The sequence below is a fragment of the Brevundimonas sp. KH_060 genome (assembly GCF_057838275.1).
Genome location: NZ_CM174463.1, coordinates 1198879 through 1222459 on the forward strand (window position 1 = coordinate 1198879; position 23581 = coordinate 1222459).

Sequence of the window (23581 nt, forward strand, 5' to 3'; positions counted from 1 at the left end):
TCAAGCCCGACGTGGGCGGATGAATTCGCCGTCATGTTTGGGTCGCCTGCGCTGAGGCGCATTTCATCGTCGGCTACGGTTGCGTACTAGCCTGACAGCGGCATCACAAGGCGAAGGGGATCACATGGACGGGAAGCGGATTCTGGCGAGCGTCGCCGCGGCGATGGCGATTTCAGCGTCGTCTCCGGCCAGTGCGGCTCAGATGGCCGCGCCGGATCGCGCCAGCCACGAACCCGTGATCGAGACCGGCGACGTTGACCGCTTCTATGCGCTTTACGACAGCACCGCCGGGCAGCCGACCGCCGAGCAGCTTCAGGCCTATCTGGATGAGGGCTCCACCGGTCTGACGCACCTGGCGAAGGTCCGCAGGGTGACGGGCGCGAGGATGGCGGACGCCATGGCCGCCCGGCCCGAGATTTATGTCGAGGCGCGCGCCTGCGCCGGCCATCTGCCGCGCGTCCGTGCGCGAGTCGCGGAGGGGCTGGCCCGTTTCATCGATCAGTATCCCGAGGCGCAGTTTCCCTCGGCGACCTTTGTGATTGGTCGCGGCCGTCCGGTCGCGGTGGGCAGTCCGGTGGACGGCATCCAGGTGGGGCTGGAAGCGCTCTGCGCCACGGACTTCATCAATCCCGATATCGAGGACCGGTTCGTGGGGGTTCTGATCCACGAGTATGTCCATACTCAGCAGGCGCCGGAGCTCACCGAAAAGGAGCAGTACACGGTTCTCGAGGTGTCGTTGGCCGAAGGTGTCGCGGAGTTCGTGACCGAGCTGATGATTGGCGCGCCGGCCTATGCCTATCTCGCGCCGCAGACCCGAGGGCGTGAACTCGAGATCGAGACCGCCTTTGTCGCTGATCAGGACAAGACCGACCTGTCAGCCTGGGTCTATAATTCAACGCCCGAGAAGCCTGGCGATCTCGGCTATTGGGTCGGCTACCGCATCGCCAAGGCCTATTACAGGAACGCCCCGGACAAGCGCGAGGCCTTGCGGCAGATCTTGCAGCTCACGGACGTCAAGGCCTTCGTGGCGGCGAGCGGTTGGCGGCCCGGCATGGACCTGAGCTAGTCCGCCGGATTCACGTCCAACAGCTCGACCGTGAAGCGCAGGGCCGAGTTGGCGGGAATCTCGGTCCCCATCCAGCGCGGGCCGTAGGCCAGGTCGGCGGGGATGACGAACTCATAGGTTTCGCCCTCGCGCATCAGGGCGACGCCCTCGGTCCAGCCCTTGATGACACGGTTGAGCGGGAAGCTGGCCGGTTCGTTGCGGGAATAGGAGCTGTCGAACTCGCGCCCGTCGATGAATGTGCCGCGATAGTGGACCTTGACCGTGTCGGTCGCCGTCGGCTGCTCGCCCTTGGGATTGGCCTTGCCGACAAGGCGGTACTGCAGGCCCGACGGGGTCGAGGTCCAGCCGCGACGCTGGCTGTTCCACATCAGATAGGCGGCCTGGCCGACCTCCCAATTCTCCTGGGTCGCGGGGCCGACCGGGATGCGCGGCTCGGCGAAGTCGACGTCGGACGTCGAGGCGCAGGCGGTCAGCGACAGTGCGCCCGACAGGGCGGCGAGAACGGGCAGGGCGATGTGCTTCATAAGGCTAGGCTTATCACGCTGATCGAAACTGTCACCTAGTCGCGTGAGGGGTCTTTATTTCGCCCAAGAAGGGCGTATATATGCGCGTTCGCAGATTCCCTGAATCCCGCGCGAAAGCGCCGAGGCCCGGTTTGTCGCCCTCCGACCGGTGCGAAGGCGTCGCCCCTCCCCAAGGGGGCGGATACATCCAGGCGTCCTGATCTCTTAGCGGATCGAGGGTGGGCGCCGAGAGACATTTAACGGTCACGGATCGCCGATCGGCGCGCCGTGGCTGCTGCATTGAGAGCGGGCCTCGCAAGGGGCCGCGATTGGGAAAACAGAATGGCCAAGTCCACCGACGGTCTCGCCTTGGGTAAGATCGCTGCCGCCACGTCGTTTACCGGCAAGAAGCGCATTCGCTACAGCTTCGGGCGCATCCCCGAAGCCGTGCAGATGCCGAACCTGATCGAGGTTCAGCGCGCTTCCTACGAGCAGTTCCTGCAGCGCGAGTCGCGTCCGGGTCTGCGCCGGGACGAGGGCATCGAAGCGGTCTTCAAGTCGGTCTTCCCGATCAAGGACTTCAACGAGCGCGCCGTCCTGGAATACGTCTCCTACGAGTTCGAGGAGCCGAAGTACGACGTCGAGGAATGCATCCAGCGCGACATGACCTATGCCGCGCCGCTGAAGGTCAAGCTGCGTCTGATCGTCTTTGAGACCGAGGAAGAAACGGGCGCCCGTTCGGTCAAGGACATCAAGGAGCAGGACGTCTACATGGGCGATATCCCGCTCATGACGGACAAGGGCACCTTCATCGTCAACGGCACCGAGCGCGTGATCGTCTCGCAGATGCACCGTTCGCCGGGCGTCTTCTTCGACCACGACAAGGGCAAGACCCACTCATCGGGCAAGCTGCTGTTCGCCGCCCGCGTGATCCCGTATCGCGGCTCGTGGCTGGACTTCGAGTTCGACGCCAAGGACATCGTCTTCGTCCGTATCGACCGTCGCCGTAAGCTGCCGGCCTCGACCTTCCTGCTGGCCCTCGGCATGGACGGCGAGGAGATCCTCAAGACCTTCTACGAAACCGTCCCCTACGAGAAGCGCGGCGAAGGCTGGGTCACGCCCTACAAGCCGGAACGCTGGCGCGGCGTGAAGCCGGAGTTCGACCTGGTCGACGCCGACACCGGCGAAGTGGTCGCTCCCGCTGGCCAGAAGATCAGCGCCCGCGCCGCCAAGAAGCTGGCTGATGGCGGCCTGAAGTCGCTGTCGCTGGCGGCTGACGCCCTGCTGACCAAGTATCTGGCTTCGGACGCCGTCAACTTCCAGACCGGCGAAATTTACGCCGAGGCGGGCGACGAGCTGGACGCCGCCGCGATCGAGCTGCTGGAAGCCAACGGCTTCACCACCATCGACGTGCTGGACATCGACCACGTTACGGTCGGCGCCTATATGCGCAACACCCTGCGCGTGGACAAGAACACGGGCCGCGAAGACGCGCTGTTCGACGTCTATCGCGTCATGCGCCCAGGCGAACCCCCGACGCCGGAAGCGGCCGAGGCCATGTTCAACTCCCTGTTCTTCGACGCCGAGCGCTACGACCTGTCGGCCGTGGGCCGCGTGAAGATGAACATGCGTCTGGAAACCCCTGAGGTTTCGGACGAAATCCGCGTCCTGCAAAAGGACGACGTGCTGAAGGTCCTGCAGATCCTGGTCGGCCTGAAGGACGGCCGCGGCGAGATCGACGACATCGACAACCTGGGCAACCGCCGGGTTCGTTCGGTGGGCGAGCTGCTGGAAAACCAGTACCGCGTCGGCCTGCTGCGCATGGAGCGCGCCATCAAGGAGCGCATGAGCAGCGTCGATATCGACACGGTCATGCCGCACGACCTGATCAACGCCAAACCGGCCGCCGCTGCGGTGCGTGAATTCTTCGGCTCGTCGCAGCTGTCGCAGTTCATGGACCAAACGAACCCGCTGTCGGAAATCACCCACAAGCGTCGCCTTTCGGCGCTTGGCCCGGGCGGTCTGACGCGCGAGCGCGCGGGCTTTGAAGTCCGCGACGTTCACCCGACGCACTACGGCCGCATCTGCCCGATCGAAACGCCGGAAGGCCCGAACATCGGTCTGATCAACTCGCTGGCCACCCACGCCCGCGTCAACAAGTACGGCTTCATCGAAAGCCCGTACCGTCGCGTGGTCGAAGGCAAGGCGACGGACGAGGTGGTCTACATCTCGGCCATGGAAGAGGCGAAGCACGTCATCGCCCAGGCCAACATCGAGCTGAAGGACGGCGAGATCGTCGAGGAGCTGGTGCCGGGCCGTATCAACGGCGACTCCCAGCTGCTGACCAAGGAAACGGTCGACATGATGGACGTGTCGCCGAAACAGGTCGTTTCGGTCGCTGCCGCCCTGATCCCCTTCCTGGAAAACGATGACGCCAACCGCGCGCTGATGGGCGCCAACATGCAACGTCAGGCCGTGCCGCTGGTGCAGTCGGACGCGCCGCTGGTCGGCACCGGCATGGAAGCAGTCGTGGCCGTGGACTCGGGCGCTGTGGTGATCGCCCGTCGTGACGGCGTGGTCGAGCAGATCGACGGCACCCGCATCGTCGTCCGCGCGACGGGCGACGTGGACGCCGGCCGTTCGGGCGTTGACATCTATCGCCTGTCGAAGTTCCAGCGCTCCAACCAGTCGACCTGCATCAACCAGCGCCCGATCGTGCGCGTGGGCGATGAAGTGAAGACCGGCGACGTCATCGCCGACGGTCCGTCGACGGACCTGGGCGAACTGGCTCTGGGCCGCAACGTCCTGGTCGCCTACATGCCCTGGAACGGCTACAACTTCGAAGACTCCATCCTGATCTCCGAGCGCATCGTGCGTGACGACATCTTCACCTCGATCCACCTGGAAGAGTTCGAGGTCATGGCCCGCGACACCAAGCTGGGCCCGGAAGAAATCACCCGCGACATCCCGAACGTCGGCGAGGAAGCCCTGCGCAACCTCGACGAAGCGGGCATCGTGGCCATCGGCGCCGAAGTCCAGCCGGGCGACATCCTGGTCGGCAAGGTGACGCCGAAGGGCGAAAGCCCGATGACCCCGGAAGAGAAGCTGCTGCGCGCCATCTTCGGCGAGAAGGCTTCGGACGTGCGCGACACCTCGCTGCGCCTGCCGCCGGGCGTCGCCGGCACCATCGTCGATGTGCGCGTGTTCAACCGCCACGGCATCGACAAGGACGAGCGCGCCATGGCGATCGAGCGCGCCGAGATCGAGCGTCTGGGCAAGGACCGCGACGACGAGCTCAAGATCCTTGAGCGTAACGTCTACGGCCGCGTGAAGCCGCTGCTCCTCGGCAAGACCGCCGTGTCCGGCCCGAAGGGCATGGGCCGCGGCGACGTGACCGAAGAGAAGCTGGCCGAAGTGTCCAAGGGTCTGTGGTGGCAGGTCGCCCTCGACGACGAGAAGGCGATGGGCGAGCTGGAGGCCATGAAGAAGCAGTTCGAGGACGCCCGTAAGGCCCTCGACCGTCGCTTCGAAGACAAGGTCGAGAAGCTGCAGCGCGGCGACGAGATGCCGCCTGGCGTCATGAAGATGGTCAAGGTCTTCGTGGCCGTGAAGCGCAAGCTGCAGCCGGGCGACAAGATGGCCGGCCGTCACGGGAACAAGGGCGTCATTTCCAAGATCCTGCCGATCGAGGATATGCCGCACCTGGACGACGGCACCCACGTCGACATCGTTCTGAACCCGCTGGGCGTGCCGTCGCGCATGAACATCGGCCAGATCTTCGAGACCCACCTGGGTTGGGCCGCCGCCGGCCTCGGCAAGCAGATCAAGGGCTTGCTTGAGCAGTGGATGGACGGCGGCATGCGCGACGCCCTGGTGTCGCGCCTGACCGAGATCTACGGCGCCGACACCCCGCTGCCGCAGAGCGACGAAGAGCTGATCGAACTGGCTCAGAACCTGTCCAAGGGCGTTCCGTTCGCGACTCCGGTCTTCGACGGCGCGCACATCTCGGACATCGAGGACCTGCTGGAATCGGCGGATCTGGATCGTTCGGGTCAGTCGATCCTGTTCGACGGTCAGACGGGCGAGCAGTTCAAGCGTCCGGTCACGGTCGGCTATGTGTACATGCTGAAGCTGCACCACCTGGTCGACGACAAGATCCACGCCCGCTCGATCGGCCCGTACTCGCTCGTCACCCAGCAGCCGCTGGGCGGTAAGGCGCAGTTCGGCGGTCAGCGCTTCGGGGAAATGGAGGTCTGGGCTCTGGAAGCTTACGGCGCCGCCTACACCCTGCAGGAAATGCTGACGGTGAAGTCGGACGACGTGGCCGGCCGGACCAAGGTCTACGAGGCCATCGTCCGCGGCGACGACAGCTTCGAGGCCGGCATCCCCGAGTCCTTCAACGTGCTGGTGAAGGAAATGCGCTCGCTGGGCCTGAACGTGGAGCTGGAAAACAGCTGACCGGATCAAGCGCCCTTCCTCGCCCCGGCGGGGGAGGGCGGTCCGCCTGTTCTCCTCTCTGAATGATTTTCGCGGGGCATTCCCGCAGAAGGAATAAAGATGAACCAGGAAGTCCTGAACATCTTCAACCCGGTCCCGGTCACCCCGACCTTCGACCAGATCAAGATCGCCCTGGCCTCGCCGGAGAAGATCCGGTCGTGGTCGTTCGGCGAGATCAAGAAGCCGGAAACCATCAACTACCGCACGTTCAAGCCTGAGCGTGACGGCCTGTTCTGCGCCCGTATCTTTGGCCCGACCAAGGACTACGAATGCCTGTGCGGCAAGTACAAGCGCATGAAGTACAAGGGCATCATCTGCGAGAAGTGCGGCGTTGAAGTCACGCTGGCTCGCGTTCGCCGCGAGCGCATGGGTCACATCGACCTGGCCGCTCCGGTCGCCCACATCTGGTTCCTGAAGTCGCTGCCGTCGCGCATCTCGCTGATGCTGGACATGGCGCTGAAGGACGTCGAGCGCGTCCTGTACTTCGAGAACTACATCGTCACCGAGCCGGGCCTGACCCCGCTGAAGCAGAACCAACTGCTGACGGAAGACGAGTTCTATCACTATCAGGAAGAGTTCGGCGACGACGGCTTCACCGCCGAGATCGGCGCCGAGGCGGTCCGCAACCTGCTGATGGCGATCGACCTGAACGCCGAGGCTGAAAAGCACCGCGCCGAACTGGCCGACAGCCCGTCGGAGCTGAAGGCCAAGAAGGCCTCCAAGCGTCTGAAGCTGATGGAAGCCTTCATCGAGTCGGGCAATAAGCCCGAGTGGATGATCCTGACCATCGTGCCGGTCATCCCGCCGGAACTGCGCCCGCTGGTGCCGCTGGACGGCGGCCGTTTCGCGACGTCGGACCTGAACGACCTGTATCGCCGGGTCATCAACCGTAACAACCGCCTGAAGCGCCTGATCGAGCTGCGCGCGCCGGACATCATCATCCGCAACGAAAAGCGGATGCTGCAGGAATCCGTCGACGCCCTGTTCGACAACGGTCGCCGCGGTCGCGTCATCACCGGCGCGAACAAGCGTCCGCTGAAGTCGCTGGCCGACATGCTGAAGGGCAAGCAGGGCCGCTTCCGTCAGAACCTGCTGGGCAAGCGCGTCGACTACTCGGGCCGTTCGGTCATCACCGTGGGCCCCGAGCTGAAGCTGCACGAGTGCGGCCTTCCAAAGAAGATGGCGCTGGAGCTGTTCAAGCCGTTCATCTACGCGCGTCTGGACGCCAAGGGCCTGTCGGGCACCGTCAAGCAGTCCAAGCGCATGGTCGAGCGCGAACAGCCCGCCGTCTGGGACATCCTGGACGAGGTCATCCGCGAGCACCCGGTCCTGCTGAACCGCGCGCCGACGCTTCACCGTCTGGGCATCCAGGCGTTCGAGCCCAAGCTGATCGAGGGCAAGGCCATCCGCCTGCACCCGCTGGTCTGTACGGCGTTCAACGCTGACTTCGACGGCGACCAGATGGCCGTGCACGTCCCGCTGAGCCTTGAGGCCCAGCTGGAAGCGCGCGTCCTGATGATGTCGACGAACAACATCCTGTCGCCCGCCAACGGCAAGCCGATCATCGTGCCGTCGCAGGACATCGTCCTGGGCCTGTACTACCTGTCGCTGGTCAAGGAGAACCAGCCGGGCGAAGGCAAGCTGTTCGCCAACATGGGTGAAATCGACGCCGCGCTGGACGCCCAGGTCGTCAAGCTGCACACCAAGATCAAGGCGCGCTGGACCGAGATGAACTCGGACGGCGAAGTCGTGACCAAGGTGATCGACACGACGCCGGGCCGGATGAAGCTGGGCGCGCTGCTGCCGCTGAACCGGAACATCGGCTACCGTCTGCTCGAGAAGAACCTGACCAAGAAGGAAATCGGCAACCTGATCGATCAGGTCTACCGTCACTGTGGTCAGAAGGCGACGGTCATCTTCGCCGACCAGATGATGCAGATGGGCTTCCGCGAAGCGGCCAAGGCCGGCATCTCGGTGGGCAAGGACGACATCGTCATCCCGGCCAAGAAGGAACAGCTGGTCAACGAAACCCGCACCCAGGTCGAAGAGTACGAGCAGCAATATGCTGACGGCCTCATCACCAAGGGCGAGAAGTACAACAAGGTCGTCGACGCCTGGGCTAAGGCCACGGACAAGATCGCTGACGAGATGATGGGCGAAATCGCTCAGCCCCGCGTCCTGATCAAGGGCCAGGAGCCCGACATCAACTCGGTCTTCATGATGGCCAACTCGGGCGCTCGTGGCTCGCAGGCCCAGATGAAGCAACTGGGCGGGATGCGCGGCCTGATGGCCAAGCCCTCGGGCGAGATCATCGAGACGCCGATCATCTCGAACTTCAAGGAAGGCCTGACCGTCCTTGAATACTTCAACTCGACCCACGGCGCCCGTAAGGGTCTGGCCGACACCGCGCTGAAGACCGCCAACTCGGGTTACCTGACCCGTCGTCTGGTGGACGTGGCGCAGGACTCCATCGTCACCGAGGAAGACTGCGGCTCGACGCGCGGCATCACCCTGCGCGCCGTGGTCGAAGGCGGCGACGTGCTGGTCTCGCTGGGCCAACGCGTCCTGGGTCGTTATGCGGCCGAGGACATCAAGGAGCCGGGCGGCGAACTCCTGTTCCCTGCGGACACCTATCTGCAGGAAGAGGAAGTCGAGCTGATCGACAAGGTCGGCGTCCAGTCCATCAAGGTCCGTTCGGCCCTGACGTGTGAAGCCGACGCCGGCATCTGCGGCATGTGCTACGGCCGTGACCTGGCGCGCGGCACCAACGTCAACATCGGCGAAGCGGTCGGCGTCATCGCCGCCCAGTCGATCGGCGAGCCGGGCACCCAGCTGACGATGCGTACCTTCCACATCGGCGGTACGGCCCAGGTGGCGGAAACCTCGTTCTTCGAGGCGACCAACGCCGGTATCATCAAGGTGGTCGGCCCGACCGTTATCGCCGCCCACGGCGATCCGGTGTCCATGAGCCGCAACGTCGTGGTCACCGTGACCGTCGACGGCAAGGACCGCGAATCCTACAAGGTGCCTTACGGCGCGCGCCTGCGCGTCAAGGACGGCGGCGAGGTGGTCAAGAACCAGCGCCTGGCCGAGTGGGACCCCTACACCACCCCGATCCTGACGGAAGTCGGCGGCGTGGTGCGCTTCGAGGACCTGGTCGAAGGCCTGTCGGTCAAGGAAGAGACCGACGAAGCCACCGGCATCGCCCAGCGCGTCGTGTCGGACTGGCGCGCCAGCCCGCGCGGTTCGGACCTGCGTCCGGCCGTCGGCGTCACCCAGGGCGACAGCTACGCCAAGCTGTCGAGCGGTTCTGACGCGCGTTACCTGCTGCCCGTGGGCGCCATCCTGTCGGTGGCGAACGGCGATGAGGTCAAGCCGGGCGACATCGTCGCTCGTATCCCGACCGAAGGCGCCAAGACCCGCGACATCACCGGCGGTCTGCCGCGCGTGGCCGAACTGTTCGAAGCCCGTCGTCCGAAGGACTGCGCGGTCATCGCCGAGATGGACGGCCGCGTCGAATTCGGTCGCGACTACAAGAACAAGCGCCGCATCAAGATCACCCCGGAAGTTGATGCAGACGGCAACCAGGGCGAAGCGGTCGAGTTCCTGATCCCGAAGGGCAAGCACATCTCCGTCCACGACGGCGATCTGATCCAGAAGGGCGACTACATCATCGACGGCAACCCGGATCCGCACGACCTGCTGCGCATCCAGGGCGTCGAGGCGCTGGCCGAGTATCTGGTGAACGAAGTGCAGGAGGTCTACCGACTGCAGGGCGTGCCGATCAACGACAAGCACATCGAGGTGATCGTTCGCCAGATGCTGCAGAAGGTTGAAGTCCTCGATTCCGCCGAGACGACGCTCATCAAGGGCGACCACGTCGATCGGGTCGAAGTCGACATCGAGAACGCCAAGGTCGAGAAGCGCGGCGGCCGTATCGCCACCGTGCAGCCGGTCCTGCTGGGCATTACCAAGGCGTCGCTGCAGACCCGCAGCTTCATCTCGGCGGCTTCGTTCCAGGAGACCACCCGCGTCCTCACCGAGGCTTCGGTCCACGGTAAGAAGGACACGCTGGAAGGCCTGAAGGAAAACGTGATCGTGGGTCGTCTGATCCCGGCGGGCACGGGCTCCTACCTGCGCAGCCTGCAGAAGATCGCCAACGAGCGTGACGCTGAGCTGACCCAGGCCCGCGAAGATGCGGTCGAACCGCTTCCCGCGGATCTGGCCCTGGAGCTGGAGCAGTCGGCCGACTGATCCGGGTCTCGGACCTGCAAAGACTGAAGAGGGCGGCGTCGAAAGGCGCCGCTCTTTTTTGTTGGCCTATCGCGCTTCGCGCTGCTTGAGCCCGTTGGGCAGCCGATGGCCGATGGGGCTGCGTGCCGGACGTTTACTGAGGACGCATCGGTTCGCGCGGTCCGGCGGCGCCGGGGGTCATCGGGCGGCCAGAGGCCGGGGCGCCGTCGCGGCGGGTCTGGACGTTGCGGTTGGAGTCCATCTGCATCGAGGAATCCAGGTGCGCGCCGGCGCAGCCCGTGCCGAAGTTGGAGCCGGGGCAGTCCTGGGGCGCCAGAACGCCGACGCCGCCGCTGAGCGGGCGTCGCTGGGCCTCGTAGCGCTGCATCTCGCGCGCGCCTTCGCGGGCGAACCTGGCGTCGCGTCCGGCGTTGCCGGAGCCTGTGATGCGGCCGTTCTCTGCGCCCTGCGCCGCGCGGGCGTTGAACCTTTCCTCGCAGATGATCTCTTCGCCTCGCCGCAACAACTGGCCGGCGGGGCATCCGGCGGGCGAGGTGCGCAAGGCGCGTGCGTTGCGCCCGGTCTGACCTTCCGACGTCACCCGCCAGGCGTCGGACACGCCGTCCACGCCTGAGGCGGCGGCGGAAGGCGCGCCCGGCGCCGGATTGGCCAGCCGCGGCGCTGGCGGGGCGGGCAGGCCGTCGCGGCCATCCTCTTCGTCCTTCTTGCGTGGGCGTATGGGCGCGATCACGGCGGGGGCTGCGGGCGCCTGCTCCAGCGCTGCGGCGGGGCGCGTGGGCGCCGTCTTGGGCGCAGGAGTCGGCAGGGGCGCGGCTTGCGGCGCAGTCCGAGGGGCCGGCGTCGCCTGAACGGCGACCGGCGCGGGCGAAGGTTGGGCTGCGGCGCTCTGAGGCGGCTGCGATTCTACGGGTGTCGGCGGGGGCGTCGGGACGCGTGTCGGTGCGGGCAGGGGCGGCAGCGGTTGCGGCGGAACGAACGGACGCTCGAGTTCAAGCTGGATGATCGGCGGGGTCGGCGGCGAGGGGGGGGCTTCGCGCCGGTCGCTCGCGGCGTAATGGGCCATGCTGCCCAGGAGGATCGCATGCAACAACAGGGAGGCTCCTGCCGTCAGGGTTCGCTTGAGACCCGGCCGCGCCCGTTTTGCGGGGCCGTCGGGCAGAACGGCGATGCTCATGAAGGCTCCCCCATCGTCCGAACGAATGATGCCTAGTCAAGCATGGCGATATATAGGCGCAATATCATCGATCCCTGAACAGGGTGCGAATGCGGGGCCTCGGGCGTCGGCCTGTGCGAATCCCTTGACCTGTTAACGGATCGAGCGTAGAAGCCGCGCACTTTCGAGACGTGGGCGGTTCGCCGTCCGTTGAGATCGTGACAATTGAACGGACGGGCTGTGTCCCGCCGGAACGCCCGAAGCGCGCGTTCCGGTTTTTCTGTTTGGGCGTCGTGACCTCGGCTCGATAACACCCGGGCGGGGCTTCGGTCCCGTTCAAAAGAAGGCTCATGAGGCGCTCCGGTCGAAAGACACACGCCTCCACATCGAAAAGAGACGAATTCGAATGCCCACGATCAACCAACTGATCCGCAAGCCCCGCAAGCCGAAGCCGGTTCGCAACAAGGTCCCGGCCCTGGAGGGTTCGCCCCAGCGTCGCGGCGTCTGCACCCGCGTGTACACGACGACCCCGAAGAAGCCGAACTCGGCTCTGCGTAAGGTCGCCAAGGTCCGTCTGGCCAAGAACGGCGTCGAAGCCGTGTGCTACATCCCCGGCGAAGGCCACAACCTGCAGGAGCACTCGGTTGTGCTGATCCGCGGCGGCCGCGTGAAGGACTTGCCCGGCGTGCGTTACCACATCCTGCGCGGCGTGCTCGATACGCAAGGCGTCAAGGACCGCAAGCAGCGTCGTTCGCACTACGGCGCCAAGCGTCCGAAGTAATCGGCCCCGGCCTACGTTTCAGAGATTTCCCCGACGTCAGTCGGGCCCGAGAAGGAATAACCCATGTCGCGTCGTCACCGCGCCCAGAAGCGTGAAGTTCTGCCGGATCCCAAGTTCGGCGATCTGATCGTCACCAAGTTCATGAACTACGTCATGTACGAAGGTAAGAAGGCCGTCGCCGAAAACATCGTTTACGGCGCCTTCGACATCCTGGCGGACAAGAAGAAGGAGCAGACTGCGGTCGAGACCTTCCACGCCGCCCTGGAAAACGTCGCCCCGTCGGTCGAAGTCCGTTCGCGTCGCGTCGGCGGCGCCACCTATCAGGTGCCGGTCGAAGTCCGTCCGGACCGTCGTCGCGCCCTGGCCATCCGTTGGCTGGTCAACGCCGCCCGCAACCGCGGCGAAAACACCATGACGGAAAAGCTGGCCGCTGAGCTGCTGGACGCCTCGAACAACCGCGGCACCGCAGTCAAGAAGCGCGAAGACACCCACAAGATGGCCGAAGCCAACCGCGCCTTCAGCCACTACCGCTGGTAAGCGTCTTAAAACCGCCAATGGCGGCGACTATTTAAGACGATCTGGCGCGGGCGTTTTTTCGGAATCGCCCGCGCCGTCATATCCGACACCCCAGGGCGCTCGCCGCGTCCGCGAAGCTCCCGGAAGGCAACTTCAATGCCCCGCACACACAACATCGAAGACTACCGCAACTTCGGCATCATGGCCCACATCGACGCGGGCAAGACGACGACGACCGAGCGGATCCTGTTCTACACCGGCAAGAACCACAAAATGGGCGAGACGCACGATGGCGCGTCCACCATGGACTGGATGGACCAGGAGCAGGAACGCGGCATCACCATCACGTCGGCCGCGACGACCGCTTTCTGGCGCGAAAAGCGCCTGAACATCATCGACACCCCCGGCCACGTGGACTTCACCATTGAAGTCGAGCGTTCGCTGCGCGTGCTCGACGGCGCCGTGACGGTGCTGGACGGCAACGCCGGCGTTGAGCCGCAGACGGAAACCGTCTGGCGCCAGGCCGACAAGTACAACGTTCCGCGTATCGTCTTCGTCAACAAGATGGACAAGATCGGCGCCGACTTCGAGAAGTCCGTCGAGTCGATCCGCGATCGTCTGGGCGCCAAGGCTGTGCCGATCCAACTGCCGATCGGTTCGGAATCGAACCTGAAGGGCGTGGTCGACCTGGTCGAGATGAAGGCCCTGGTCTGGGAAACCGACCAAGTCGGCGCCTCGGCCGACGTGCGCGACATCCCGGCTGACATGGCTGACGCCGTGGCCGCCGCTCGCCAGTACCTGGTCGACAACGCCGTCGAGATCGACGACGAGGCCATGGAAGCCTACCTCGAAGGCAACGAGCCCTCGGTTGAAGTGCTGAAGCGCTGCATCCGCAAGGCCGTGATCGAAGGTCACTTCTACCCGATCCTCGCTGGCTCGGCCTTCAAGAACAAGGGCGTGCAGCCCCTGCTGGACGCCGTCGTCGACTACCTGCCGTCGCCGGTGGACATCCCGCCGACGCCGGGCATCGACTTCAAGACCGAAGAGCCGATCGTCCGCAAGGCTTCGGACGAAGAGCCCCTGTCGGTTCTGGCGTTCAAGATCATGGACGACCCCTTCGTCGGTTCGATCACCTTCTGCCGCCTGTACTCGGGCAAGATGGAGACCGGTCAGTCGCTGCTGAACTCGTCGCGCGACAAGCGCGAGCGTGTCGGCCGCATGCTGCTGATGCACTCCAACAACCGCGAGGACATCAAGGAAGCCTACGCAGGCGACATCGTCGCCCTGGCCGGCCTGAAGGAAACCCGCACGGGCGACACCCTGTGCGACCCGCTGAAGTCGCCGGTCATCCTCGAGAAGATGGAATTCCCGGCACCGGTCATCGAGATCGCCGTCGAGCCCAAGACCAAGGCCGACCAGGAGAAGCTGGGCGTCGCCCTGGCCAAGCTGGCTTCGGAAGATCCGTCCTTCACCGTCTCGACCGACCACGAGTCGGGCCAGACGATCCTGAAGGGCATGGGCGAGCTGCACCTGGACATCAAGATCGACATTCTGAAGCGCACCTACAAGGTCGAAGCGACCATCGGCGCGCCGCAGGTGGCCTATCGTGAATCGATCAGCCGCAAGGTCGAGATCGACTACACGCACAAGAAGCAGACCGGCGGTACGGGCCAGTTCGCCCGCGTCAAGCTGGTGTTCGAGCCGGGCGAGCCGGGTTCGGACTTCGTCTTCGAGTCGGCCATCGTCGGCGGTGCGGTGCCCAAGGAATACATTCCGGGCGTCGAAAAGGGCCTGAAGTCGGCCAAGGACAACGGCCTGCTGGCCGGCTTCCCGGTGATCGACGTCAAGGCGACGCTGATCGACGGCGCCTTCCACGACGTCGACTCCTCGGTTCTGGCCTTCGAAATCGCGTCGCGCGCTGCGTTCCGCGAGCTGAAGGAAAAGGGCGGACCGAAGCTGCTCGAGCCGATCATGGCGGTCGAGGTCGTGACCCCGGAAGAGTACCTGGGTTCGATCATCGGCGACCTGAACGGCCGTCGCGGCATGATCCAGGGGCAGGACATGCGCGGCAACGCCGTCGTCGTGAACGCCTTCGTGCCGCTGGCCAACATGTTCGGCTACGTGAACACGCTGCGCGGCATGTCGCAGGGCCGCGCCCAGTTCACCATGCAGTACGATCACTATGAATCGGTGCCGCAACACGTCGCCGACGAAGTGATCAAGAAGTACGCCTAAATCCGTCTTTCTGACGGACGCACTTGAAAACGGGGCGGTTTGACCACAAATCGCCCCACCTATCCCCAAACCCATTTGGACCCCAGTTTGGGGACACCAGGAGCTAGAGAATGGCCAAGGAAAAGTTCGAACGCACGAAGCCGCACGTGAACATCGGCACGATCGGTCACGTTGACCACGGCAAGACGACGCTGACGGCGGCGATCTCGATGACGCTGGCGAAGGCCGGCGGCGGCAAGGCGATGAACTACGCCGACATCGACAACGCGCCGGAAGAAAAAGCGCGCGGCATCACGATCAACACGTCGCACGTCGAGTATGAGACGGCCAACCGTCACTACGCGCACGTGGACTGCCCGGGCCACGCCGACTACGTGAAGAACATGATCACGGGCGCGGCTCAGATGGACGGCGCGATCCTGGTTTGCTCGGCTGCTGACGGCCCGATGCCGCAGACGCGCGAGCACATCCTGCTGTCGCGTCAGGTCGGCGTTCCGGCCCTGGTGGTGTTCCTGAACAAGGTCGACATGGTCGACGACGAGGAACTGCTGGAGCTGGTGGAAATGGAAGTGCGCGAGCTGCTCAGCTCGTACCAGTTCCCGGGCGACGACCTGCCGGTCGTCAAGGGCTCGGCCCTGGCCGCGGTTGAAGACCGTGACCCGCACATCGGCGCCGAGCGCGTTCTGGAGCTGATGGCGGCGGTCGACGCCTACATCCCGCAGCCGGAACGTCCGATCGACATGCCGTTCCTGATGCCGGTGGAAGACGTGTTCTCGATCTCGGGCCGCGGCACCGTGGTGACGGGTCGCGTCGAGCGCGGCATCGTCAAGGTCGGTGAAGAAGTCGAAATCGTCGGCATCCGTCCGGTTCAGAAGACGACCTGCACGGGCGTTGAAATGTTCCGCAAGCTGCTGGACCAGGGTCAAGCCGGCGACAACGTGGGCGTGCTGCTGCGCGGCACCAAGCGTGAAGACGTCGAGCGCGGCCAGGTGCTGTGCAAGCCGGGTTCGATCACTCCGCACACGAAGTTCGTGGCTGAAGCCTACATCCTGAACAAGGAAGAAGGCGGCCGTCACACGCCGTTCTTCACGAACTACCGCCCGCAGTTCTACTTCCGCACGACGGACGTGACCGGCATCGTGCGCCTGAAGGAAGGCGTCGAGATGATCATGCCGGGCGACAACGCCGAGCTGGACGTCGAGCTGATCACGCCGATCGCGATGGAAGAGAAGCTGCGCTTCGCCATCCGTGAAGGCGGCCGCACCGTCGGCGCCGGCGTCGTGGCCAAGATCGTCGAGTAATCGACGGGCGGCCCTTGAGGTCGCACAGTAAGTGTAAGCGTAAGCGTAACAGAGCGGCCCCCGGAGAAATCCGGGGGCCGTTTTGCCGTGCGCTATTGCGTTGAATCAAAACGGGGCGCCCGACTTTGGTCTAGCGGGGCGGTTAAGGGTTTCTCAGCCATGCGCGCGCCATGAGACGCCGCTGAAAGGACCCTCTATGACTGACGTTGACTGGCCCCGCCGCGCCGGCCTCTCCGCCGCGCTGGACGAGGCCGCCATCGTGGCGATCACGGATCGCGCCGGCCGCATCCTGTACTGCAACGACAAGTTCGAAGCTGTCAGCGGCTACTCGCGCGAGGAACTGATCGGTCAGACGCACAGGGTGGTGAACTCGGGCGTCCACGCGCGCGACTATTTCCGCAATCTGTATCGCACCATTGCGCGAGGCGAGGTGTGGCGCGGCACCATTCAGAACCGCACCAAGTCGGGCGAGCCCTATTGGGTCGATACGACCATCGTGCCGAACCTGGGAGCTGACGGACGGCCCGAGACCTATACGGCCATTCGCTTCGAGGTGTCGGACCACGTCCGCGCGCTCAAGGCGCTGGAGCTGGCGCAGGCCGAAGCGCGACAGGCCGCCGAGGTGCGGGATCGCTTCTTCGCCAACATCAGCCATGAGGTGCGCACCCCGCTGAATGCGGTGCTGGGCCTGGCCTCGGCCCTGGCGCACACGGCGCTGACGCCGCGCCAGACCGAGATGTTGAAGCTGATCACGGGGGCAGGGGACGCGCTGCGTCGGGTTCTGGACGACATGCTGGACCTGTCGAAGATGCAGGCGGGGCAGTTCAGCCTGTCGCTGACGCCGTTTGATCTCAGAACCGACATCGAGACCGTGGTCGAGATGCGCCGGGCGGTCGCTGAGGACAAGGGTCTGACGCTGGACGTCGCCTTTACGCCGAGCGCCGAGGGGAAGGTGATCGGCGACGGCGTCCGCATCACCCAGATCGTCTCCAACCTGGTGTCCAATGCGGTCAAGTTCACGACCGAGGGACGCGTGTCCGTGCGGGTCGATGTGCGGGACGACGAGGGTCTGGTGATCGAGGTCGAGGACACGGGCATGGGCTTCGACGCCGAGGCGGCGCAGCGCCTGTTCAAGCCCTTCGTTCAGGCGGACGACGCCATCTCTCGTCAGTACGGAGGCACCGGCCTGGGCCTCTCCATCTGCAAGTCGCTGGCCGAACTGATGGGCGGACAGATCGCCGCCGAGTCGGCGCCGGGAGAAGGCAGCCTGTTCCGGGTCGTGCTGCCGGTCGAACGGGCGGTGGCGGCTGTAGCCGAACCTGCGTCGACTTCGGCCGAAGATGAGCGCGCGCTGGAGGAGGCCACGCGCCTTCGCATCCTCGCTGTCGAGGACAACCCGGCCAATCAGATGGTCGTGCGCTGCCTGCTGGAGCCGCTGGGCTTCGAGATCGTCACCGCCGACAACGGGCTGGAAGGCGTTCTGCGTTTCCAGCAGGAGCGCTTCGACATGGTGTTGATGGACATGCAGATGCCGGTCATGGACGGGCTGGACGCCATGCGTCGCATCCGCGCCGACGAAGCGCGTCTAGGCGCCGCGCGCACCCCCATCGTCATGCTGACCGCGAACACGACCGAGGCGCACCACCTGAAGGCGGTGCAAGCCGGCGCCGATCATCTGGTCGCCAAGCCCGTCACCTTGGATATTCTGGTGCAGGGCATGGAGCAGGGGGCCGCCGCAGCCGCCGAATGGTCGAGCGAACGCGCCCTTTCGGCGGCCTGACGCCCGAGCGCGCGCGGTGAACGCCGCGGTTTCGACAACAAAGCTGGCGCAGGCACGGCTTCACCTTTACTATCGGCTGCGCGGACGCCGTTAGTCGCGCCGCGCTCAGGGCTTCTCCCTTTTCGATGTTGACCATCGCTATCGTCGTCGTGCTGCTGCTTGTGGTGCTGAACGGCCTTTTCGCCATGACCGAACTCGCGGTCGTGTCCTCCCGCAAATCCAAGCTTCAGAGCCGCGCCGAACGAGGCGATCGCGGCGCCCGCGCCGCGTTGAAACTGGCTGAGGAGCCGACCCAGTTCCTTTCGGCGGTTCAGGTGGGCATCACTCTGATCGGCATTCTGGCGGGCGCCTATGGTCAGGCCGCCATCGCGGGCGAGCTGGACGACATCCTGACGGCGAACATTCCCGCCCTGGCCCCTTATTCGCAGATCATCGCCACCGGCGTGGTCGTGGTGCTGATCACCTATGTCTCGCTGATCATCGGCGAACTGGTGCCCAAGCGCCTGGCCCTGATCTTCCCCGAGACCATCGCCTCCAAGATGGCCGGCCCGATCTCGACCCTGGCCCTGGCGATGAAGCCGTTCGTGCTGCTGCTGACGGCTTCGACCTCGGGCATCCTCAAGCTGCTGGGCGTCAAGGACCGCGACGGTTCGGACGTCACTCAGGAAGAAGTCGAGAGCATCCTGGCCGAAGGCACGTCCGCGGGCCTGATCGAGCCGGAAGAGCAGGAGATGATCGAAGAGATCCTGCGCCTGGGCGACCGGGCCGTGCGCGTGGCCATGACGCCGCGTCACGAGGTCTACTGGATCGCCCTGGACGATTCCGAAGAGATACTGCGCGAAGAGATCCGCACCTGTCCCTATTCGCGCATCGTGGTGGCGCGCGACAACGACATCGATAATCCGCTGGGCGTGGTCCACAAGAAGGACCTGCTGGACAGCCTGCTCGACAACGGCGAGTTCAACGTCGAGAAACTGGTGGCCGAGCCGGCCTTCATTCCGCAGTCGACCTCGGTGCTGAAGGCGCTGGAGATCCTGAAGGGCTCGAAGGTCCACATGGCCTTCGTGGTCGATGAATACGGCGCCTTTGAAGGCGTGGTCACGGCGACGGACCTGCTGGAGATGATCGCCGGCGATTTCAACGAGAGCCACGACGAGACCGAGACGGCCGTGCGCAAGCGCGCCGACGGCACCTGGGCCGTCGATGGTCAGATCGATCTGGATGAACTGGGTGAGGCTCTGGGCGAGGACTTCGGCGAACACGAAGGCTTCCACACAGTGGCGGGTCTGGTGCTGCACCATCTGTCGCGCGTGCCGAACGAAGGCGACATCCTGCAACTGGGCCGCTTTGAGGTCGAGGTCATCGACATGGACGACCGTCGTATCGACAAGCTTCTGTTCCGCCCGGTGATCAAGGGCGGAGAGACCGACGCCGCCTGATCCAGGCGGCGTCGACCATGATGGTTCAGGCGCGATCCAGCGGCTGAACCAGGGCGACCCGATAGGGACGCATGGGGCCGCCTGGCTCGGCCAGGGAAACATATTCCCCCGGCACGAAGTGTTCGCTCTCAAGGCGGAAGCCTACGGCGTCGGCGTCTTCGCTGGGGAAATCCAGCACCCAGCGGCCGTCGGCGCCTTGGGTCAATTGGCCGACCGCCAGAGTTTCGCCGTCGCGGAAGCGGCGGACACGCGTGCGCTCGGGCGCAGCGAGCAGAGCCGGGGCGTCCAGTCGCGCCTGCTGGTCCAGCGTCATGACCAGATCATAGCCGTCACGCGGGTCGCCGTGGGGCGCATCGGCCTCGCGGGCCAGCTCCAGTCGAATGTGATGCAGCGTCATGGTCAGCGCGCCTTCCGCTCGGCCAGATTGCTGCTGATCACCCCATAGGCCATGGCGGCCATGAAGGTGAGGAAGAAGGCGCCCATGGCGACGACGGGGGCGACGATTTCTGAAGGCATGGCAGTTCTCCTATGCCGACAGCAGAGCTTATCGCGGCTCTCCCCGCCTTGATGGAGATCAAAGGTCTCGCAGATCAGGCGGCGGCCCGTAACGGTCCTATGCTGGCCTGGACATGGCCGTCCGGGGCGATGCCGCTGATCGTTAGGGCTTGATCGCACAGGGCCAGCGGCGCCGGGCGGTGGCTGACCAGGATCAGGCCTTGTCCGGTGCGTTGGAGGCGCTGCGACAGCCGATCCAGCACCTTGGCCTCGGTGGCCGCGTCCAGACCTTCGGTCGGCTCGTCCAGCACCAGCCAGGGCGCAGGACGCAGATAGGCGCGGGCCAGGCCGAGGCGCCGCCGCTCGCCGCCCGACAGCCGCGCGCCGTTTTCACCCAGGGCGACGTCCAGCCCGCCGGGCGCGGCGCGGATGCGCTCGGCCAGTCCGGCGTCTTCCAGCACGGCCCAGAGCTGGTCGTCATCCGCTGTGGGGGCGGCCAGGCGCAGGTTCTCGCGCACCGTTCCGGCCATCAGCACCGCCTGTTGCGGCGCATAGGCGAACAGGGGGCGCACCGCATCCGCAGACAGGGCGGCGCCGTCGACATCGGCGAAGGCGACCTCGCCCGGCACGGGCGTGCGCAGATGCATCATCCGCTCGACCAGGGTGGTCTTGCCCGCGCCGGAGCGGCCGACGACGGCCAGGCGTTGCGGCGGAGCCAGACGCAGGTCGGCCGCCGACAAGCGCAAGGCGGGGGCGGCGGGCGCTGACGCCGCGACGGGCGCCTCATCGCCCAGCAGTTCGCCCAGGCGCTGGACGGCGACGGCGACGGCGCCGTTCTGGCGCAGGGCGTTCAGCAGATTGCCCGCGCTCTCGATCGTGGCGACGGCGGCCAGCATGGCCAGGGCCGTCAAAGCGGGGGAGGCGGAGCCGGCCGCCAGGGCGGCGCCCGTGACGCCCAGCGCCATCGCCAGGGTCTGCGCGACCATCAGCCAGCCCCCGGCGCGGGCCAGGGCCTCTGCGGCGGCCTCGACGGCGGCGCCTTGACGGGCCAGGCGATCGACGGCCCAGTCCTTCATGCCATAGGCCTGAAGTTCAGGCGCGGCGGCGGCCATGGCGGCGAAGTCGGTCTTGAAGTCGCCCATGGCCTCCTGCAGGCGACGGCCTGCGGGCTCGGCTAGGCGGCGGCCCAGGATGACGCCCACACCCACGCTGAGCATCGCGGCCAGAGCGACGGCGGCGGCGGCGCGCCATCCGGCCAGCGAGGCCATCACCATGCCGGTCAGCAGGCCCGCGCCCGCGCTCCACGGCGCGGACAGGCGCACGAAGCGGTCCTGAACGGCGTCCACGTCCTGCACCAGCCGGGCCGAAGCCTCGCCGCCCGCCAGCGACAGGGCGTGCGCCGTCGAACCGCGCGCCAGACCGTCGAACAGTTGGGGGCGCAGGGCGGCCAGGGCCTTCAGCGCGGCCTCATGCCCGGTGACGCGCTCGCCATAGCGGGAGGCGGTGCGGACGATGGCCAGAAAGCGGATGACTGCGCTGGGCACCAGATAGTTGAACACATGGGCCACGGCGGGCCCGGCCGCTCCGGCCAGGGCGGATGCGGTGATGAACCAGCCCGACACGCCCAGCAGGGCCACGGCTCCGGCCGAGACCAGCGCCCCCGTGATGGATGCGGCCAGCAGGCGCGGGAACTGGGCGCGCTCCTGAGCGCGGATCATGGCCTTGAGGCGGGCGACGCCGGGAGAGGTTTGAGGCTTCACAGGCGCACCACCACATCGGCCAGTTCGGCCACGGCGTCGGAATGGGTCGCGATCAGGGTCGTGCGCCCGCGCGCCGCCTCGCGGATGAACGGCAGCAGGGCGGCTTCGGCCTCGGCGTCCAGATTGGCGGTCGGCTCGTCCAGCAGCAGCAGGGGCGCGGGTTTGAGGAAGGCGCGGGCCAGACCCAGACGCCGCCGCTCGCCGCCCGACAGGCCGCCGCCGCGCTCATCGATCAGACGGTCCAGCGCGCCGTCTAGGCCCGCCTTGCGCGCGGCCTGTTCGACCTCTTCGGGCGAAGCGCTGCGTTGAGCCAGGGCGATGTTCTCGGCCAGCGTCCCTCGGATTACGACCGGCGCCTGACCGGCCCAGGCGATCCAGGCGGTCAGGTCGGGATGGTCCGACAGGCGCACGTCGCCGACCTCGACCTCGCCGCCGGACAGCGGCGCCAGACCCAGGAACAGGTTGAGCAGGCTGGTCTTGCCCGCGCCGCTGAGGCCGGTCAGGGCGACGATGGCGCCGGGCGCGACCGTCAGATCGAAGCCGCTGAGCACCGGCGCGCCGTCATAGGCGATGGCCACGTCATGGAAGCGCACGGTGGGCGCTGAGACGGGCGGGGAGGGCCGCGCGCGGGGCGTCTCGTCGGCCTGATCCAGGCGGCTGAGGCTGGGGACGGCGGACTCGGCGGCTTGACGGTCGTGATAGGCGGCGGCGAGGCGGCGCATGGGCTGATAGACCTCGGGCGCCAGGGCCAGGACGAAGAAGGCCTGCGCCAGACTCAGTTCGTCGGGCGCCGGAAACGGCAGCAGCTTCAGCAGGTTGAACCCGCAGTAGACGGCGACCAGCGCCACGGCCAGCGCCGAGAAGAACTCCAGAACCGCCGAGGACAGGAAGGCGACCTTCAGCACCTTGCCGGTGCGGCGGGCCAGATCATCCGAGGCGCGGGCGATGACGCGGGTCTGCTGCGCCTCGGCCTGGAAAGACAGGATGGCGGGCAGGGCGCGCACCCGGTCCAGGAACAGGCCCGACAGACGCTCCAGCGCTTGAAACTGACGGCGGCTCTCAGCGCCCGCGGCCATGCCGGTCAGGGCCATGCCCAGCACGAAGGGCAGCAGGGTGAAGATCAGAATGCCGGCGGTGAAGGGGCTGACCACGCCCGCCGCCACGATCAGGATGATGGGCGAGGCGGCGGCGGCCGTGCGGGCGGGGGTGAAGCGGGCGATGTGGCCGTCCAGCGCCTCGACGCCCTCGGCGGCGGCGGTCATGGCGGCGGCGTCGGACAGGCGGCCTCCGAGGGCGCCTGTCAGCACCCGGCGGCGCAGGCCGTTCTTGGCGGCGCGGGCGGCGCGGGTGTTGACGAAGACTGCGCCCTGATTGAGCGCAGCGCGCACGATCAAGGCGGCGGCCGCCAGAATCAGGCCGGGAACGGCTTCAGCCAAGCCCTGGGGCAGGGCGCCGACGGCCAGGGCCAGTCCAGCGGCGAAGCCGATGGCGGGAACCGTGTCCGCAATCACCAGGGCGCCGCCCAGGCTCATCAGACGGCGCCAGGGAGACAGGGCGGATTTCAGCCAGGCGGCGGCTGTCGCCGTCTCTGCGATTCGTCGCGAATCCGCTTGTTGAGGCTCGACCGGCTGGGCCGTCATCACGTCTCCTGGTGCGCCATTCTGGGAATGTGGGCCTGAACCGGCCTCATCCACTGCAACCGGCGACAATAGAGGATGGGGCAAAAAGCCTATGTGGCGAAAGGCCCTTGGGCGAAACGCCGTCTAGTTCAAGTCGGCGCGCGCGGCTTTGATCAGGATCA

The 23581-nt window shown here is 66.1% G+C and carries 14 protein-coding genes; 9 read left to right on the top strand and 5 right to left on the bottom strand.

Translation table 11 applies throughout. The features are described from left to right. The first annotated feature begins 124 nt into the window (after window positions 1-124). On the top strand, window positions 125-1066 hold the full coding sequence (locus tag AC3IPP_RS05855) for a DUF2268 domain-containing putative Zn-dependent protease (RefSeq protein ID WP_489150696.1): 942 nt from the start codon (window positions 125-127) through the stop codon (window positions 1064-1066). On the opposite strand, the gene AC3IPP_RS05860 is transcribed toward AC3IPP_RS05855, so the two are convergent. After that, window positions 1063-1590, bottom strand: coding sequence for an FKBP-type peptidyl-prolyl cis-trans isomerase (locus tag AC3IPP_RS05860; RefSeq protein WP_489150697.1), 528 nt, complete (start codon window positions 1588-1590; stop codon window positions 1063-1065). The two genes, AC3IPP_RS05855 and AC3IPP_RS05860, sit on opposite strands and share 4 nt — an antisense overlap. Before the next feature lie 321 nt (window positions 1591-1911). On the opposite strand from AC3IPP_RS05860, the gene rpoB reads away from it, so the two are divergent. Next, a complete protein-coding gene (rpoB, locus tag AC3IPP_RS05865) occupies window positions 1912-6027 on the top strand; it encodes a DNA-directed RNA polymerase subunit beta (RefSeq protein ID WP_087140776.1) in 4116 nt (1371 codons plus the stop codon). A gap of 99 nt (window positions 6028-6126) precedes the next feature. Beyond that, window positions 6127-10320, top strand: coding sequence for a DNA-directed RNA polymerase subunit beta' (gene rpoC / locus AC3IPP_RS05870; RefSeq protein WP_489150698.1), 4194 nt, complete (start codon window positions 6127-6129; stop codon window positions 10318-10320). A gap of 133 nt (window positions 10321-10453) precedes the next feature. Here rpoC and AC3IPP_RS05875 read toward each other — a convergent pair whose 3' ends face one another. Then, window positions 10454-11494: a hypothetical protein gene (locus AC3IPP_RS05875; protein WP_489150699.1), complete on the bottom strand. Its 1041-nt coding sequence runs from the start codon at window positions 11492-11494 to the stop codon at window positions 10454-10456. A 385-nt stretch (window positions 11495-11879) separates the two neighbouring features. Here AC3IPP_RS05875 and rpsL point away from each other — a divergent pair, with 385 nt between their 5' ends. The 6 genes from rpsL to AC3IPP_RS05905 all read left to right on the top strand — a co-directional run bounded on the left by rpsL (window position 11880) and on the right by AC3IPP_RS05905 (window position 19525). Next, a complete protein-coding gene (gene rpsL, locus AC3IPP_RS05880; protein WP_003165508.1) occupies window positions 11880-12254 on the top strand; it encodes a 30S ribosomal protein S12 in 375 nt (124 codons plus the stop codon). Between the two features lie 63 nt (window positions 12255-12317). After that, window positions 12318-12791, top strand: coding sequence for a 30S ribosomal protein S7 (gene rpsG / locus AC3IPP_RS05885; protein ID WP_087140773.1), 474 nt, complete (start codon window positions 12318-12320; stop codon window positions 12789-12791). A gap of 135 nt (window positions 12792-12926) precedes the next feature. Further along, window positions 12927-15005, top strand: coding sequence for an elongation factor G (gene fusA, locus AC3IPP_RS05890; protein WP_087140772.1), 2079 nt, complete (start codon window positions 12927-12929; stop codon window positions 15003-15005). A gap of 110 nt (window positions 15006-15115) precedes the next feature. Beyond that, a complete protein-coding gene (gene tuf / locus AC3IPP_RS05895; protein ID WP_087141476.1) occupies window positions 15116-16306 on the top strand; it encodes an elongation factor Tu in 1191 nt (396 codons plus the stop codon). Window positions 16307-16502: 196 nt separating this feature from the next. Next, a complete protein-coding gene (locus tag AC3IPP_RS05900; RefSeq protein WP_489177449.1) occupies window positions 16503-18086 on the top strand; it encodes a PAS domain-containing hybrid sensor histidine kinase/response regulator in 1584 nt (527 codons plus the stop codon). Between the two features lie 125 nt (window positions 18087-18211). Continuing rightward, window positions 18212-19525 (top strand): hemolysin family protein, encoded by a 1314-nt coding sequence (locus AC3IPP_RS05905; protein WP_179205006.1) that lies wholly within the window; start codon window positions 18212-18214, stop codon window positions 19523-19525. A 25-nt stretch (window positions 19526-19550) separates the two neighbouring features. On the opposite strand, the gene AC3IPP_RS05910 is transcribed toward AC3IPP_RS05905, so the two are convergent. The 3 genes from AC3IPP_RS05910 to cydD all read right to left on the bottom strand — a co-directional run bounded on the left by AC3IPP_RS05910 (window position 19551) and on the right by cydD (window position 23420). Beyond that, window positions 19551-19922 (bottom strand): hypothetical protein, encoded by a 372-nt coding sequence (locus AC3IPP_RS05910; RefSeq protein WP_489150701.1) that lies wholly within the window; start codon window positions 19920-19922, stop codon window positions 19551-19553. 193 nt (window positions 19923-20115) lie between these two features. After that, the gene (locus tag AC3IPP_RS05915) at window positions 20116-21780 is read right to left on the bottom strand and encodes an amino acid ABC transporter ATP-binding/permease protein (RefSeq protein WP_489150702.1); all 1665 of its coding nucleotides are present in this window, start codon (window positions 21778-21780) and stop codon (window positions 20116-20118) included. Further along, a complete protein-coding gene (cydD, locus tag AC3IPP_RS05920; protein ID WP_489150703.1) occupies window positions 21777-23420 on the bottom strand; it encodes a thiol reductant ABC exporter subunit CydD in 1644 nt (547 codons plus the stop codon). The genes AC3IPP_RS05915 and cydD overlap by 4 nt, the downstream gene beginning before the upstream one ends. Between the last annotated feature and the right edge of the window lie 161 nt (window positions 23421-23581).

Bases quoted from the DNA above. Each gene is read 5' to 3' on its own strand.
- rpsG (WP_087140773.1), top strand. From the start codon at position 12,318: ATGTCGCGTCGTCACCGCGCCCAGAAGCGTGAAGTTCTGCCGGATCCC.
- cydD (WP_489150703.1), bottom strand. From the start codon at position 23,420: ATGACGGCCCAGCCGGTCGAGCCTCAACAAGCGGATTCGCGACGAATC.
- rpoC (WP_489150698.1), top strand. From the start codon at position 6,127: ATGAACCAGGAAGTCCTGAACATCTTCAACCCGGTCCCGGTCACCCCG.
- tuf (WP_087141476.1), top strand. From the start codon at position 15,116: ATGGCCAAGGAAAAGTTCGAACGCACGAAGCCGCACGTGAACATCGGC.
- fusA (WP_087140772.1), top strand. From the start codon at position 12,927: ATGCCCCGCACACACAACATCGAAGACTACCGCAACTTCGGCATCATG.
- rpoB (WP_087140776.1), top strand. From the start codon at position 1,912: ATGGCCAAGTCCACCGACGGTCTCGCCTTGGGTAAGATCGCTGCCGCC.
- AC3IPP_RS05860 (WP_489150697.1), bottom strand. From the start codon at position 1,590: ATGAAGCACATCGCCCTGCCCGTTCTCGCCGCCCTGTCGGGCGCACTG.
- AC3IPP_RS05855 (WP_489150696.1), top strand. From the start codon at position 125: ATGGACGGGAAGCGGATTCTGGCGAGCGTCGCCGCGGCGATGGCGATT.
- AC3IPP_RS05875 (WP_489150699.1), bottom strand. From the start codon at position 11,494: ATGAGCATCGCCGTTCTGCCCGACGGCCCCGCAAAACGGGCGCGGCCG.
- rpsL (WP_003165508.1), top strand. From the start codon at position 11,880: ATGCCCACGATCAACCAACTGATCCGCAAGCCCCGCAAGCCGAAGCCG.
- AC3IPP_RS05900 (WP_489177449.1), top strand. From the start codon at position 16,503: ATGACTGACGTTGACTGGCCCCGCCGCGCCGGCCTCTCCGCCGCGCTG.
- AC3IPP_RS05910 (WP_489150701.1), bottom strand. From the start codon at position 19,922: ATGACGCTGCATCACATTCGACTGGAGCTGGCCCGCGAGGCCGATGCG.
- AC3IPP_RS05905 (WP_179205006.1), top strand. From the start codon at position 18,212: ATGTTGACCATCGCTATCGTCGTCGTGCTGCTGCTTGTGGTGCTGAAC.